General features: G+C 66.0%; 14 protein-coding genes and 1 pseudogene. 13 read left to right on the top strand and 2 right to left on the bottom strand.

What is annotated here, in order from left to right; translation table 11 throughout:
• Window positions 1-214 precede the first annotated feature (214 nt).
• The 5 genes from CFB47_RS30060 (at window position 215) to CFB47_RS30040 (ending at window position 4,741) form a co-directional block, all read left to right on the top strand.
• Window positions 215-1,126, top strand: a complete 912-nt coding sequence (locus CFB47_RS30060; RefSeq protein ID WP_179258995.1) for a DMT family transporter — start codon at window positions 215-217, stop codon at window positions 1,124-1,126.
• A gap of 62 nt (window positions 1,127-1,188) precedes the next feature.
• On the top strand, window positions 1,189-2,214 hold the full coding sequence (locus tag CFB47_RS30055; protein WP_089463185.1) for an alpha/beta fold hydrolase: 1,026 nt from the start codon (window positions 1,189-1,191) through the stop codon (window positions 2,212-2,214).
• Window positions 2,215-2,644: 430 nt separating this feature from the next.
• Window positions 2,645-3,844, top strand: coding sequence for a PLP-dependent aminotransferase family protein (locus tag CFB47_RS30050; protein ID WP_089463184.1), 1,200 nt, complete (start codon window positions 2,645-2,647; stop codon window positions 3,842-3,844).
• A 12-nt stretch (window positions 3,845-3,856) separates the two neighbouring features.
• The gene (locus CFB47_RS30045) at window positions 3,857-4,048 is read left to right on the top strand and encodes a hypothetical protein (protein ID WP_089443292.1); all 192 of its coding nucleotides are present in this window, start codon (window positions 3,857-3,859) and stop codon (window positions 4,046-4,048) included.
• A 96-nt stretch (window positions 4,049-4,144) separates the two neighbouring features.
• The gene (locus tag CFB47_RS30040) at window positions 4,145-4,741 is read left to right on the top strand and encodes a pyridoxamine 5'-phosphate oxidase family protein (protein ID WP_089463183.1); all 597 of its coding nucleotides are present in this window, start codon (window positions 4,145-4,147) and stop codon (window positions 4,739-4,741) included.
• A gap of 16 nt (window positions 4,742-4,757) precedes the next feature.
• Here the strand turns inward: CFB47_RS30040 and gcvA are convergent, their stop codons facing one another.
• Complete coding sequence (gene gcvA / locus CFB47_RS30035) at window positions 4,758-5,651, bottom strand: transcriptional regulator GcvA (protein ID WP_089463182.1); 894 nt, start codon at window positions 5,649-5,651, stop codon at window positions 4,758-4,760.
• 134 nt (window positions 5,652-5,785) lie between these two features.
• Here gcvA and CFB47_RS30030 point away from each other — a divergent pair, with 134 nt between their 5' ends.
• A complete protein-coding gene (locus CFB47_RS30030; RefSeq protein ID WP_089463591.1) occupies window positions 5,786-6,490 on the top strand; it encodes an SDR family oxidoreductase in 705 nt (234 codons plus the stop codon).
• A 200-nt stretch (window positions 6,491-6,690) separates the two neighbouring features.
• Window positions 6,691-7,968, top strand: a complete 1,278-nt coding sequence (locus CFB47_RS30025; RefSeq protein ID WP_089463181.1) for an epoxide hydrolase family protein — start codon at window positions 6,691-6,693, stop codon at window positions 7,966-7,968.
• 186 nt (window positions 7,969-8,154) lie between these two features.
• On the opposite strand, the gene CFB47_RS30020 is transcribed toward CFB47_RS30025, so the two are convergent.
• The gene (locus CFB47_RS30020; RefSeq protein WP_089463180.1) at window positions 8,155-8,595 is read right to left on the bottom strand and encodes an RICIN domain-containing protein; all 441 of its coding nucleotides are present in this window, start codon (window positions 8,593-8,595) and stop codon (window positions 8,155-8,157) included.
• Window positions 8,596-8,796: 201 nt separating this feature from the next.
• On the opposite strand from CFB47_RS30020, the pseudogene CFB47_RS30015 reads away from it, so the two are divergent.
• From CFB47_RS30015 to CFB47_RS29990, 6 genes and pseudogenes are all read left to right on the top strand, one after another.
• Window positions 8,797-9,042, top strand: a pseudogene (locus CFB47_RS30015) (transposase); the annotation flags it as partial.
• Window positions 9,043-9,285: 243 nt separating this feature from the next.
• Window positions 9,286-10,095: an enoyl-ACP reductase FabI gene (fabI, locus tag CFB47_RS30010; protein WP_373453159.1), complete on the top strand. Its 810-nt coding sequence runs from the start codon at window positions 9,286-9,288 to the stop codon at window positions 10,093-10,095.
• A 61-nt stretch (window positions 10,096-10,156) separates the two neighbouring features.
• Complete coding sequence (locus tag CFB47_RS30005; protein ID WP_089463179.1) at window positions 10,157-12,505, top strand: DUF3141 domain-containing protein; 2,349 nt, start codon at window positions 10,157-10,159, stop codon at window positions 12,503-12,505.
• 19 nt (window positions 12,506-12,524) lie between these two features.
• Complete coding sequence (locus CFB47_RS30000) at window positions 12,525-13,463, top strand: phosphate acetyltransferase (protein WP_089463178.1); 939 nt, start codon at window positions 12,525-12,527, stop codon at window positions 13,461-13,463.
• 4 nt (window positions 13,464-13,467) lie between these two features.
• The gene (locus tag CFB47_RS29995) at window positions 13,468-14,646 is read left to right on the top strand and encodes an acetate/propionate family kinase (RefSeq protein WP_089463177.1); all 1,179 of its coding nucleotides are present in this window, start codon (window positions 13,468-13,470) and stop codon (window positions 14,644-14,646) included.
• 28 nt (window positions 14,647-14,674) lie between these two features.
• Window positions 14,675-14,929 carry a hypothetical protein gene (locus CFB47_RS29990; protein WP_089443285.1) on the top strand — a complete coding sequence of 85 codons (255 nt, stop codon included), beginning with the start codon at window positions 14,675-14,677 and terminating at the stop codon, window positions 14,927-14,929.
• Window positions 14,930-15,141: the final 212 nt, after the last annotated feature.

The raw sequence follows: 15,141 nt of genomic DNA, 5'->3' as shown, positions 1-15,141 counted from the left end.
CAAGCATAACGCCGTTATTCAGTATATGGATAACAGCCATAAAACGTCCGCATTATCGGGATAACGATGCGCTCGGTAGCATTGAAGTCATCGCATACGAGGTCGTCGACCGTAACGGTCCCAGGGCAGCGCCGTACAGGGAGCATTTCATGAGCCAGTGCCCGGGCGGCAAGGCGGCCACGATCGCCGGATTCGTGAGACAGGAGGTCGCAAAGTGACTGTGACAACCACGGCCCCTACCCGGTGGAGCGCGCATCGCGGGTGGGTCGCGCTCGCCGTCGGCTACCAATGGTTCTACAACGGGGCCAATTTCCTGGCTTTCAAGGTGGCCGGGAACGCGTGGCATCCGCTGATGGTGGCGACATTGCGCTTCTCGCTCGCGGCGCTGGTCGTTCTGCCTTTCGCGCTGGCGCGCTGGCGCCGGTCGCCTGCGTCGGTCCGCGAGTCGGGGGGGGCGGCGTTGATTGGCGTCACCATGCTGGTGGCCAGTCAGGCACTCGCGATCTGGGGGACGCATTTTTTGCCGGCAGGGGTGGCCGCGGTATTCGGTTCGTCTTCGCCGCTCTTTCTGGCGGTGTTCGCATGGGCCGTGTTTCACCAGCCGCTGACCGGCCGTCAGATCGCCGGGGTCGCCGTCGGCTTTGCCGGTCTCGCGCTGATGGGCTGTACGTCGGCTGCCGGCGGCGTCTTCCGGCCGATGGGCGCGGTGCTTGCGCTTACCGCGACTGCGGCCTGGGCAGTCGGATCGTTGCTTGCGCCGCGGCTGGCGTTGCCTCGCGATCCCGTGATCAGCCTCGCGATACAACTGATATCGGCCGGCGCGCTGCTCGGCGCGATCGTCGCCGTGTCGGGAGTCGCTGCCACGACGCACCTGGCGCGCGTGCCGCCAGCGGCGTGGGCCGCGCTCGCGTTCCTCGTCGTGGCGAGCACGCTGATCGGCTACGCCGTGTTCCTGACGCTCAACGCTCAGGTCTCGACGACGCTCGCCAACACCTTCAACTATGCCGCGCCGGTGATCGCGCTATGTCTCTCCGCACTTGTGCTGCACGAGCCGTTGACGTTCGTGAAGCTGATTTCCGGCGGCATCGCGTTGGTGGGGGTGGCGCTGATGATCGATCGCAAGTAGCCCGGCGAACGGCTGGCTTTTCACCTTCAGCAGACCGCTGAAATCGACTGGAGTCCTGAATCATGACGGAAACATCTCGACACCCGCTGGTATCACGCACGTTCAACATGACTGGTCGGTCGACGCACTATCTCGAGAGTGGGCCGGCCGAGGGACCGCTGATGTTCTTTCTGCACGGCTGGCCGAGCGTCAGTTTGATGTGGCGCGCCCAAATGGAAGCCTTCGCCGCTGACGGCTGGCGCTGCGTTGCGCCGGACTTGCGCGGCTACGGTGGTTCCTTTGCGCCCGAAGCCACCGACGCCTACACCATCGAGGCCGTCGTGACGGACATGAACGAGCTGCACGACCACCTCGGCGGCGCGCCTGCGATCTGGGTCGGGCACGACTGGGGAAGTGTCGTGGCCGCAGAATTGTCCGCGCATGAACCCGAGCGTAGCCGTGGTGTGGTGCTGACTTCGCTGGCCTATCAACCCGATGGGCACGCGCTGAGCACGGTCGTTCCACTGGTCGACCGGGCGATTTATCCCGCCGACGCGTATCCCGATGGTCAGTGGGATTACTACCGTTACTACATGACGCATTTCGAAGCGGCGGTCGCGGACCTGGATGCGGACCGGACGGCATCGCTGGCGTCAATTTTTCGATCGGGGAACCCCGATGGTATCGGCAAGGTGTCGCCGAATGCCGTCGTCACCCGCAATGGAGGGCGTTTCGGTGCCGCGCATCGTGCGCCGCCGACTCGCCCTGATCCGGCTCTGTGGCCGCCGGCGGACTTTGAAGCGCTGGTAGCGTCGTTCGATACGCATGGCTTCCGTCCCGCCTGTGCGTGGTACCTGAACGACGAGGCCAACATCGCTTACGCGCGCCACGCGCCGGATGGCGGCCGTCTCTCGCAGCCGGTGCTGTTCGTCAACGGCGAATTCGATCAGATTTGCAGCATCACCGGAAATCGCCAGGGCGATCCCATGCGTGCGGCGTGCGCAGACCTGACCGTGGCAACGATGCCGGCCGGACACTGGTTGCCGCTGGAATGCAAGGCACAGCACATCGAGGTTCTCCGTGCGTGGCTCCGGAGCAGAAATCTTTGATGCGGAGAGACGTCGGTCGGACTGGGTGCATCGATTCAAGTCTCAGCGGCGGGGCAAGGAGAAGGGAGTCGAGTTTCAGCCGCGCGAAGCGGTGGTCGTCGCGTTGAAGCGGCGCCACCCACGATTTACGATTCGCGCTAAATCGCCCAAGCCAGGGAAGCAGTAGTGATCATCGTGACCCCATCCGACGAAACAATCCCCCGAATCAAACACCCGTTCGACAAACCAGCCGAACCCCGCGCCCCCAAACACCCGCCCCACCGCCATGTAATGACCAAACCGCAAGACCTAGTGCATAGATATCGTTTGCCGTGGCCTTAATGACTATCGACAATCGTGGCTCGATTTCACCGCCGTGGCGCCAGAAGCGCCGCGGTGGCCGGTATCGGGCGGCTATCCCGGCCGTCCGCGCCATCCAGCCCACGACGACATGTACGCGTTCACTCCCTCATTCCAGAATCCCGCCGGCTCGCCGATCCGCGAACTGTTCAAGTACCTGTCCGAACCGGGCATGATTTCCTTCGCGGGCGGCTACCCGGCCAGCGACCTGTTCGACGTCGACGGCCTGAACGCGGCCGCCGAGCGCGCGTACGCGCAGCCCGTGCGCTGCCTGCAATACGGCCCGACCGACGGCCTCGCCGAACTGAAGCAGCAATTGATCGCGCTGATGGGGCGGCGCGGCGTGACGTGCACGGCGGCCGAGCTGCTCGTCACGACCGGTTCGCAGCAAGGCCTCGACCTGCTGCTGCGCGTGATGGTGTCGCCCGGCGACGTCGTGCTGACCGAGCAGCCGGCTTACCCGGCGACGCTGCAGGCGATGCGTCTGCAGCAGGCGCGCATCGTGACGATTCCGGTCGACGGTGCGGGCCTCGACGTCGATCGTCTCGGCGAACAGCTCGCGTCCGGCGCGATCGCGCAGCCGAAACTGCTCTACACGGTCCCGACCTTCGCGAACCCGACGGGCGCGACGCTCACGCGCGAGCGCCGGCTGAAGCTGCTGCGCCTCGCGGTGCAATACGGTTTTCTGATTATCGAGGACGATCCGTACGGCGACCTGCGTTTCGCCGGCGAAGCCGTGCCGTCGATGCTGGCACTCGCCGACGAAGTGGACGGCGCGCGCGACTGGATCGTGCATTTCGCGAGCCTGTCGAAGATCGTCGCGCCCGGGCTGCGCGTGGGCTGGACGATCGCGCCGGCCGAGATCGCGCGGCGCTGCGTGATCGCGAAGCAGACGGTCGATCTGTGCAGCACGCCGTGGACCCAGGCGGCCGCCGCCGAGTATCTGGCCGACGGTGCGCTCGAACGCCATCTGCCGCGCATCACGGCCGCGTACCAGCGCAAATGCGACGCGATGTGCGACGCGTTGCGCGACGGCCTGGGCGATGCGATCGAATTCCATCGTCCCGAAGGCGGGATGTTCGTGTGGGCGCGGATCGGCGCGGTGTCGTCGGACGTGCTGCTGCAACAGGCGATCGCAAACAAGGTCGTGTTCGTGCCGGGCAAGGCGTTCTTCGCGGACAACGTCGACGCGGCGTCGCTGCGCCTGTCGTTCGCCGCGCCGGACGTCGACGCGATCCGGGAAGGCGTGGCGCGCCTCGTGCGCGCGTATGGTGCGGCGCTGGCCGCGTGAGGAGACATCAACGTGAACATCACCGTCAACGACACCGTATCGATGAGCATCGCGCCGGGCGCGGGCGATAACCGGCCGGTCGCACACCGGTCGTCGCAGATCAGCGCCGGGCCGCAGTATGTGGCCGACGTGCTCGGCCGCTTCGGCGCGGAGCCGGCGGCCGACCTCGGCGACGCGGCACCGGTCGTACTCGGCTACAACTGAACCGCCCGGCGGCGGCCGGCGCGCCACACGCGTGCCGTCGCCGCAGCAAAACGGTTAAGCTGGCGCGATCGCCACCCGCCGGATCGCAGCTTCGTCATGCCTGACGCCACTTCCGAATCACTCGCGCAAACCTACGAACGCCTGTGGTCGTGCCTCGAATCCGGCGTGAGCGCGCAACGCTCGCCGTTCACGATGCTGCAGGCCGCGACGCTCGGCATCGACGGGGCGCCGAAGGTGCGCACGATCGTGTTGCGTCAGGTGAGCCGCGCCGATCGCATGCTGTCGTTTCATACCGATGCGCGTTCGGAGAAGGTCGCGGAACTGCGCCGCGATCCGCGCATCGCGCTCGTCGCCAGCGATCTCGATGCGCTCGTGCAGATTCGCGTGGAAGGTGCGGCATCGATCTGCGACGACGAAGCGCAACGGCGGGCGATCTGGCAAGCGAGCCGTCCGCATACGCTGCTGCTGTATCGCGCACCGTTGCCGCCGGGTACGCCGGTCGCGTCGCCGGAAGACGCGCATGTCCCGGCGAGCCAGGATGCCGCATCGACCGATGACGGCTACGACAATTTCTGCCTGCTTCACGTGACCGTGACGCGTATCGACTGGCTCGAACTCGCGCGCGCCGGCCATCGCCGCGCGGTGTTCGACCTGCATGAAAGCGGCTACGAGGGCCGCTGGGTCGCGCCCTGACGCGGCCGACGCCCGCTCAAGGGCGCCCGTCCGACACGGCCTGCATGGCCATCCATTCGCGCATCACGACGATCGCATCGTCGTCGCGCCGCTCGGCCGGATACACGAGATAGAACCCCACCGACAGCGGAAACGCGAAATCGAACGGCTTGCACAGCCGGCCCGCGGCGATGTCGCGCTCGACCAGCGGATCGGTGGCGAGCGCGATGCCCTGGCCGGCGACGGCCGCATCGATCGCAAGCGACGTCTGGTTGAAGCGCAATCCCTTGTGCGGATCGATGTCGACGGGCTCGGGCATCGCGGCGAGGAACTCGGGCCACAGGTCGTGCGCGTCGTGCAGCAGCACGTGGCCCGCGAGCGCGCGCGGCGACGCGGGCGCGGCCAGCAGCGCGGGGCTGCATACGGCACACACGTCGAGCGGGAACAGCGCATGCGTGGCGAGATGCTTGCCGAACGGCGGCTTGCCGTAGCGGATCGCGAGATCCACGCCGTCGTGGCGGAACGTCGCGATCTGCGGGTCGGCGATCACGCGCACGTCGTAGTCGGGATGCGCATCGGTGAACTGCGCGAGCCGCGGGATCAGCCATTTCGACGCGAACGACGGCGTCGTGCTGATCGTCAGCGCGGCGCGCCGCTTCACGAGCTTGTCGGTCGCGTCGGCGATCGCATGCAGCGCGCGCTGCACGTCGGAGAAATACGCGGCGCCGTCGTGCGTCAGCGCGAGGCCGCGCGGCAGGCGCTCGAACAGCTTCAGGCCGAGCACGTCCTCGAGGTGGCGCACCTGCTGCGCGACGGCACCCTGCGTGACGCCGATCTCGTCGGCGGCGGCGCGGAAATTGAGGTGCCGCGCGGACACTTCGAATGCACGAAGCGCATTCAGCGGCGGCAGGCGGGAGGGGCGAGGCGGCATCGTCAGGCTGTAGAAAAACTATCGGCTGGAGGCAGAAATACTGGTTCGACAGTCGTGATGGATGCGCCTACATTACCACCATGGCGGGCCGAACGGCGGCTGCGCGGCGGCAGGATTCGAACGAGGAGTACATCGTGACTGTAGAAAAAGTAGCGTTGATCACGGCGGCAGGCAAGGGCATGGGCGCGGCGATCGCGCGTGAGCTGGCGGCGACGGGCTATCGCGTCGCGCTGATGTCGCCGTCGGGCAGCGCGGTGGCGCTCGGCGAGGAACTGGGCGGGTTCGGCATCCAGGGCTCGGTGACGGAAGAAGCCGACATCGACCGGCTCGTGCAGGAAACGGTGGCGCGCTACGGTCGCATCGATGCGGTCGTGAACAACACCGGGCACCCGCCGAAGGGCGATCTGCTGGCGATCACCGACGACAACTGGCACGCGGGGCTCGACCTGATCCTGCTGAACGTGGTGCGCGTGATGCGCCGCGTGACGCCGATCTTCCAGGAGCAGGGCGGCGGCGCGGTGGTCAACATCTCGAGTTTCGCGGCGGATGCGCCCGAGCAGCCGATGCCGGTTTCGTCGGCGCTGCGCGCGGCGCTGAGCGCGTGGACGCGGCTTTACGCGGAACGCTATGCGGCCGAGAACATCCGGATGAACGCGGTGCTGCCGGGCTTCATCGACAGCTGGCCGGAAACGCCGGAGATCGTCGCGCGCATTCCGGCCGGCCGCTTCGGCAAGACCGGCGAGATCGCGAAGACGGTCGCGTTCCTGCTGTCGGACGGCGCGGGCTACATCACCGGCCAGAACATTCGCGTCGACGGCGCGATCGTCAAGGCGCTTTGAGCGGCGGGCGGGCGGCTGCAGAGGCCGGCCCGCTCGCCGCCCAGCCGCTACAAACGCGTACAAATCAGACAAATACGGGATACATCAGACCTTTCAAATGGGCGACGCCGCGTGACGCGGGCGCGCCGGATTGAAAGCGAAGGCGCGCTTCCCGCGCGCGGCATGTTCACTTTCCACTTCACGAAAGGAGATGCCGAACGATGTCTTCCACACCGTTTTCCCCGATGCGTCGCCACCTGCTGGCCACCTCCGTGGCCGCCGGGGTCTCGGCGATGCTGCCCACCGCGCTGCATGCGGCGACCGGCGCGACCGGCATACGCCCGTTCACCGCACACATTCCCGATGACGCCGTGGCCGACCTGCGTCGCCGCATTGCCGCGACGCGCTGGCCGGGCCGCGAGACCGTCGCCGACGAATCGCAAGGCGTGCGCCTCGCGCGCATGCAGGCGTTGCTGCGTTACTGGGGCACCGACTACGACTGGCGCAAGGGCGAGGCGCGCCTGAACGGCTTCCCGATGTTCATCACGGAAATCGACGGGCTCGACATTCATTTCATTCACGTGCGCTCGCGGCACGAAAACGCGATGCCGATGATCATGACGCACGGCTGGCCGGGCTCGATCTTCGAGTTGCTGAAGGCGATCGGCCCGCTGACCGATCCGACCGCGCACGGCGCGAGCGCGGACGATGCGTTTCACGTCGTCGTGCCGTCGTTGCCGGGCTTCGGCTTCTCGGGCCGTCCGACGCAGACCGGCTGGGGTTCCGACCACATCGCGCGCGCATGGGGCGAGCTGATGGCGCGGCTGGGCTATACGCGCTTCGTGTCGCAGGGCGGCGATTGCGGCTCGGTGATCTCGCACCGGATGGCGATGCAGCGCGTGCAGGGCCTCGCCGGGATTCACGTGAACATGCCGGCGACGGTGCCGCCGGATATCGCGACGCTGCTCGCGACCGATGCGCCCGCGCCGGCTTCGCTGTCGCCGAAGGAGAAGGCCGCGTACGAGAAGCTCGCGACGTTCTATCGCGACAACTGCGGCTACTCGGCGATGATGGTCACGCGCCCGCAGACGGTCGGCTATGCGCTCGCCGATTCGCCTGCGGGGCAGGCGGCGTGGATGGTCGACAAGATCTCGCAGTGGACGTACAGCGGCGGCGTGCCCGAACGCTCGATTCCGCGCGACGAGATTCTCGACGACATTTCGTTGTACTGGCTGACGAACACAGCGACGTCCGCCGCGCAGATCTACTGGGAGGATCACTCGAACAACTTCAACGCGGTGGACATCTCGCTGCCGGCCGCGATCACGGTGTTTCCGGGCGAGATCTACCAGGCGCCGCGCAGCTGGGCCGAGCGCAGTTATCACAACCTGATCTACTTCAACGAAGTCGACAAGGGCGGGCATTTCGCGGCATGGGAGGAGCCGGAACTGTTTGCGCGTGAAGTGCGTGCCGGATTCCGGCCGTTGCGGCGCGTGTAAGCGGGGACCGGATGGCGAACGCGGGCCGGCGCGGTCATGCGGCCTGCGTTTGTTTCTGTTTTGCGGTTCAGCACGCCCACGCGGATGGCAACCTCGGCTGCCTGCGATTCGATGTGTGGTGCCCACCTGCAGTGACGAGGGTGCGCCGAACAACTCAATCGGCGCACCACCGACGCGTGGCTCAGGTCACTTCTTGAACGAATCCTGCGGGACCGGAACCGGGCTCCAGATCTCCGCATCCGACGCGTTGGCCGCGTACGTCCAGATGTACGTGCCCTTCGCGACGTTTCTCCATTGGAGGTCGAAGACCAGTTGCGAATTGCTCACGTTTTCGATGTAGCCCGATTGCGGGTCGTCCGACTGCGGGTCGAATTGCCATTGCTGAGAGGCCGACGCGTTGTTTTTCTTGTAGGTGTTCAGGGTAAGGTACTGCTCGGCGGATACCGTTCCGCAGTCGATGGCGAGCGTGGGGTCGCTGTGCAGCGTGATTGCGCCATCCGGTTGGAAGTCCCACTCGGTATACAGGTTGTCCGTACTGGTGGGAAGGAGCACCAGCCGGTTGCCTTTGACGCGATCGGTGACGCCGATGAGCCAGCTGTTGTCGGCCGAGTAAAAGATTTTTGCCATTTTTCCCTCTGAGCGGTAATTGAATGAGTCGATAAATGAACGCTACTTTCCCGACAGCAGCCTCACGTGCAAATCATCCTTGCTCAAGACCCTCGATGTATCTGCATATAATCGACGAAAAATCGTCGGCGCTTGATTGGCAAGGTTTAATGATGGGCTTCTGCCTGGGATGAACATTAGGGCCGCCACAACGCTGAATCAATTACATGCAATTACACGAAGGCGCGCTACCGTGTCGGGAACGGCTCGACCTGCAACGCTGCTCTGATCAACCGACGGAACGTCACGAAGTGGATCGATGAAGCCGCCCTGGCGGGCATGCCGGAGGCCGAGCCAACGCGCGGGCGTCCGCGCCTGTCGAGCACCGCGCCGATCCAGGCGCTGGTGGGCATCAAGACCGTGTTGCGCCTGCCGCTGCGCGCGCTGCCAGGCTTGGCGCAAAGCCTGGGTCCGACTGCCGATTTGCGTCATCGCACACGATTGAATGACATAACGATGAAAATCCATCCTTCCGGATCGAAACATTCCATCGTAATTATCTGATTTGAAAGCGATTTTGATAAAAATCAAAAATATATCGCGTGAATGATCGGGTAGTTTGAAACCCTCAATACAATGATTCGCGGCACCAAGGCAATTCGGCCCATTCGCAGTTTCGCCCGATGAAAAAATACGATCCGAGGTTTCGCGATGACGAATAATGACGTGCGCGAATCGCGCGCGCCCGGCAATGGCATGCGGCCGCTTGAAGGCAAAAGGGGCATCGTCGTCGGCCTGGCGAACGAACAGAGCATCGCCTGGGGATGTGCGCACGCCTTTCACGCAGCGGGGGCCGAGCTGGCCGTGACTTGGCAATCCGAGCGCGCGTTGCCGTACGTCGAGCCGCTGCTGGAACAGCTGAAGCCGGCGATCGCGATGCCGCTCGATGTCAGCCGGGCCGACCAGATGCGCGACGTGTTCGACACGATCGGCGAGCAGTGGGGCCGCCTCGATTTTCTGCTGCATGCCGTCGCCTATGCACCGAAGGCCGACCTGCACGGGCGGGTCGTCGACAGTTCGCCGGAAGGGTTCGCCCTCGCGATGGATACCTCATGCCACTCGTTCATCAGGATGGCGAAGCTTGCCGAGCCGTTGATGAGGTCCGGTGGCAGCCTCCTGGCGATGACCTATATCGGCGCTGACCAGGTCATCGCCGAGTACGGCGTGATGGGGCCGGTCAAGGCGGCGCTGGAGGCCAGCGTTCGCTATCTGGCCGTCGAGCTGGGGCCGGCAGGCATCCGCGTGCATGCGGTGTCGCCCGGTGCGTTGCCCACGCGGGCGGCCTCCGGGCTGCCGAACTTCGATCACCTGCTCGACGACACCGCACGACGTGCGCCATTGCGCCGGCCGTTCGACACCGACGACGTCGGCGCGCTGTGCACCTTTCTTGCCAGCGATGCCGCACGCGCGATGACCGGCGGCGTTCACTACGTCGACGCGGGGATGCACGTGCTCGGCTGACGCGAGACGGCCGCTCCCGGAATGCGTCGGGATTCACCTTGCCCCTCTGGAGAACAGTGTTATGGATGCTGCCACGCAACTGGCGCGCAGTCATGAGATCGCCGCGGAGATTGTCCACGTGCTGCAAAAGCGCACGCAGCACGCGCTGGAGCAGTACGGGAAGCGGTTGAGCGAAGCATTCGACGGCAGCGACAGCCCCGGCCACGACCCGGGCGCCGCGCCCTTCGCCACCGCGCTCTCGCCGTTGAGCGCATGGCATTACGCGGTCGACACCGTCCAGCGCGCGTTGCTGTTCTGGGACACGCTGCGCGAGCGCGGCACGCAATACGTCGAGCGCGCAGCCCAGGGGCTCAAGCCGGTGCTGCATTTCGACTACGACGTGGTGCTCGACGGCCGGCAGTTCGAGCGGCCCGTCAATTACGCACTCGTTCACATCCAGGCGCCGGACGGCGTGATCGTCGACGCCGCCAAGCGGCCCTACCTGATCATCGATCCGCGCGCGGGTCACGGCCCCGGTATCGGCGGCTTCAAGGACGATTCGCAGGTCGGCGTGGCGTTGCGCGCGGGGCATCCGGTTTACTTCGTCGTGTTCTTCCAGGAACCCGAGCCCGGCCAGACGCTGCTCGACGTGTGTGCGGCGGAACAGGCGTTCGTCCGCAAAGTGCGGGAGCTGCATCCGGACAGCCTCAAGCCGGCCATCGTCGGCAACTGCCAGGGCGGCTGGGCCGCGATGATGCTCGCAAGCTCGTCGGCGGACGATACGGGCCCGATCGTCATCAACGGCGCCCCGATGTCGTACTGGAGCGGCGCGTGGAGCGACGGGCCCGGCGACAATCCGATGCGCTATGCCGGCGGCCTGCTCGGCGGCACCTGGCTCGCGTCGTTCGCGTCGGACCTCGGCAACGGCAAGTTCGACGGCGCGCATCTCGTCCAGAACTTCGAGAACCTGAACCCGGCGAACACGTGGTGGGACAAGTATTACCACGTGTACGACCACATCGACACCGAGCCGCCGCGCTTCCTCGAGTTCGAGCGCTGGTGGGGCGGCTACTACCTGATGAACCGCGAGGAGATCGAATGGATCACGCGCAACCTGTTCATCGGCAACAAGCTCTGGTCCGGCGAGGTGCGGGACGGGGCGGGCAAGGCGTTCGACCTGCGCGAGATCCGCTCGCCGATCATCCTGTTTGCGTCGATGGGCGACAACATCACGCCGCCGCAGCAGGCGTTCAACTGGGTCGCGGACATCTACGGCAGCACGGAGGAAATCAAGTCGCGCGGGCAGGTGATCATCGGCTTGATGGAGGAGGATGTCGGGCATCTGGGTATCTTCGTGTCGGGCAAGGTCGCGAAGAAGGAGCACGCGCAGATCGTCAGCGTGCTGGATGCCGTCGAAACGCTGCCGCCCGGCCTCTACGCGATGTCGATCGAGGAAGTGAACGGCGCCGACGGCAAGGTCGCTTACGAGGTCACGTTCGCCGAGCATCGTCTCGAAGAGATCGCGCAACACTTCAACCGCTTCGGGCGCAAGGACGAACATGCGTTCGAGGCGGTCGCCGAGCTGTCCGAATTCACGCAGCGCGCGTATGAACTGTTCCTGCAGCCGTTCGTGCAGCAGGCCTCGAACGAAACCACGGCGCGCCTGCTGCGGGATTTTCATCCGCTGCGCGTTCAGCGCTGGGCGTTTTCGGATCTGAACCCGTGGCTTGGCTGGCTGAAGCCGGCTGCCGACACGGTCAACGCGCATCGCCAGCCGGCCGACGATATCGAACCGTGGCGCAAGCTCGAACGCCGTGGCTCGGACATCATCAGCGCATCGCTCGATTTTTTTCGCGCGATGCGCGATGCGAGCACCGAGTCGCTGTTCTTCACGCTGTACACGCAGCCTTTCATGCTTCATTTCGCGGAACAGTATCGCGACCATCATGCCGCGTCGCCGGTCGCGACGGATCCTCGCGACCTGCCGTTCGTGAAGGACGCGCTCGCGTCGATCGATCGGGGCGGCTACACGGAAGCGGTTGCGCGCGCAGCGTTTCTGCTCGAACGCAGCGGCGAGCCGTTTCCGCTGGCGCAACTGGCGACCGAGCGTGAACTTGCTGAAACCTACGTCGAGTATCTGCCGGACCTGCCGCCCGACCAATGGCGGCGCATCTATGGCGAGCAGGAAATCATCGCGACCTACGCGCCGCAGCAGGCCGTTGCCACGCTGCCGGCGCTGCTGGCCCGCCCGGAGGACCGCCAGCGGCTGCTGACGTTGCTGGACAAGCTGCTGGGCGATCCGCGCGTGCAGAGCGCGTCGGTGAGCGAGCAACAGTGGGCAGCGCTGCAACGCATCCGCGCGGTGCTGGGTGCGCCGCCCGCGCAGCGGCCGGCCAAGGGGCCGGTAGCGGCCCTCGACCGTGTGCAGTGACGGACAGCCAGGAACCACGATGGAAAACAGACACGAGAAATATCTCCGCCTCATCGAACACTGCAGGATGCTCGCGCCGATGCCGACGGCCGTCGCGCACCCGTGCGATCGAAGCTCGCTCGAGGGGGCGCTGGAGGCGGCGCGCAAGGGGCTGATCGAGCCGATCCTGGTCGGCCCGCGGGCCCGGATCGAAGCGACCGCCGCGGCGTGCGGGCTGTCGATCATCGATCACGAGATCGTCGATGCGCCGTACAGCGAGGCGTCGGCAGCGGCGGCGGTGCGGCTCGTTCGCGACGGGCGGGCGGCCGCGCTGATGAAGGGCAGCCTGCATACCGACGAGCTCATGGCCGAAGTGGTGCGTCACGATGCCGGATTGCGCACCGGCCGGCGCATCAGCCATTGCTTCGTGATGGACGTGCCCGCGCATGCCGATCCGCTGATCGTGACCGACGCGGCGATCAATATCGCGCCGACGCTCGAGGACAAGGTCGACATCCTGCAGAACGCGATCGATCTTGCGCATGCGCTGGACCTTCCGCAGGTGCGCGTGGCGATCCTGTCGGCGATGGAGACGGTCAACCCGAAAGTGCCGTCGACGCTCGAAGCCGCCGCGCTGTGCAAGATGGTGGACCGGCGGCAGATTACCGGCGCGCTCGTCGACGGCCCGCTCGCGCTCGACAACGCGATCGATCCCGAGGCCGCGCGCATCAAGCAGATCGATTCGCCGGTGGCCGGGCACGCGAACGTGCTGATGGTGCCCAACCTCGAAGCAGGCAACATGCTCGCCAAGAGCCTGTCGTTCCTGGCCGGCGCGGACGCCGCCGGGATCGTGCTCGGTGCGCGCGTGCCGGTCATCCTGACGAGTCGTGCCGATTCGTTGATCACCCGGCTGGCTTCATGCGCGGTCGCGATGCTCGTCGCGAACGGGCAGCGTGAAGCGGCCACGCACGCGGGGTGATGCCATGGCAGACGTGATTCTGGTGTTGAATGCCGGCTCGTCGAGCATCAAGTTTTCCGCGTTCGACGTGCAGGGCGACACGCTCGGGCTGATCGTGCACGGCCAGGTCGATGGGCTTTACACGGCCACCGCGCACTTCAGCGCGGTCGACCATCATGGGGAACATCACGAGCAGCGATGGGCCAGCGGCGAGGCGTTCGGCCATCACGAAGGGCTCGAGCAGATCGCCGCGTTCCTGGAGGCTCACCAGGAAGGGCATCGTCTCGCGGCGGTGGGCCATCGCGTCGTGCATGGCGGGCAACGCTTCAGCGGCCCGGTGCGCGTCACGCCCGAGATCGTGGCCGAGCTGGAGAAGCTCACGCCGCTCGCACCGTTGCATCAACCGCACAACCTCACGCCGATTCGCATCCTCGAAACGGTGCAGCCCGGCATCGAGCAGGTGGCCTGCTTCGATACGGCATTTCACCGCACGCAGCCTGCGGTCAACCAGGCGTTCGCGCTGCCCGAGTCGATCACCCGCCGGGGCGTGCGCCGCTACGGCTTCCACGGGCTCTCGTACGAGTACATCGCGAGCGTGCTGCCCGACGTCGCGCCACAGGCCGCGCGCGGGCGCACGGTCGTCGCCCACCTCGGCAACGGCGCAAGCATGTGCGCGCTCGTGGCGGGCAAGAGCGTCGCGAGCACGATGGGGTTCACCGCCGTCGACGGGCTGCCGATGGGCACGCGCTGCGGCAACCTGGACCCGGGCGTCGTGCTCTTCCTGATGGACGAACTCGGGATGGACGTGCGCGCCGTCGAGGATCTGATCTATCGGCGCTCCGGGCTGCTCGGGGTGTCCGGCATCTCGAGCGACATGCGCACGCTGCTCGCGAGCGACGATCCGCATGCGCGCTTCGCGATCGACCTGTACATCACCCGCATCGCGCGCGAACTCGGGTCGCTCGCCGCCGCCATGGAAGGCATCGACGCGATCGTCTTCACGGCCGGGATCGGCGAGCACGCGGCGGCGATTCGCGAACGGGTGATGCGCCGTGCGGCCTGGCTCGGCGTCGAGATCGACGTCGACGCGAACCATGCCGGCGGGCCGCTGCTCACGACGGCGTCGAGCCGCGTGTCGGCGTGGGTGATCCCGACCAACGAAGAACTGATGATCGCGCACCATACGCGCCGGCTGATCCGGTGACGGCGGTCGAATCGAGAAAGGAGCCGTCATGGCCGAACTGCTGCTGATCAATGTCGAAGAACACGCACGCGACGACGAGGTCGGCGCGTTCCTGACCCGGTATGGATTCCCGCTGTTCGATTCGATCGAGCGCGTGCCGGCCGGGATCGGCGACCCGATCGCGCTGCTCAGGTTCAGTACGCTGTCGTCGGTGGCGCTCTACACGCTGCGCGCACGGATCGATCACCTGTCGTGGCGGGGACGGTCGATTCGTGCGCATATCCTGCCGGATCGGAAGGTGTGAGGGGCTTTTCGCATCCGCGCGGTTGAAGGGGGGATGCGGGCCGATTCCCCTGTAAACACGCCTCTCCAGCACGATTTTTGAATCGCCGTGTGTCGTGTTCACGCACAGATACGTTGGGATACAAAGCGTGAGGATGGATCGGATATAAATCCGGTGAAGCGAATCACACGGCAGCGCAGTGCCAGCGCCGCCGCCGCGAACGCGGATTCCCG

It is taken from the genome of Burkholderia sp. AU27893, assembly GCF_002223205.1.
In the GTDB taxonomy this organism is placed as follows: Bacteria; Pseudomonadota; Gammaproteobacteria; order Burkholderiales; family Burkholderiaceae; genus Burkholderia.
The sequence above is the reverse complement of the archived record's forward strand: the minus strand, read 5'-3'. Positions and strand labels throughout refer to the sequence as shown.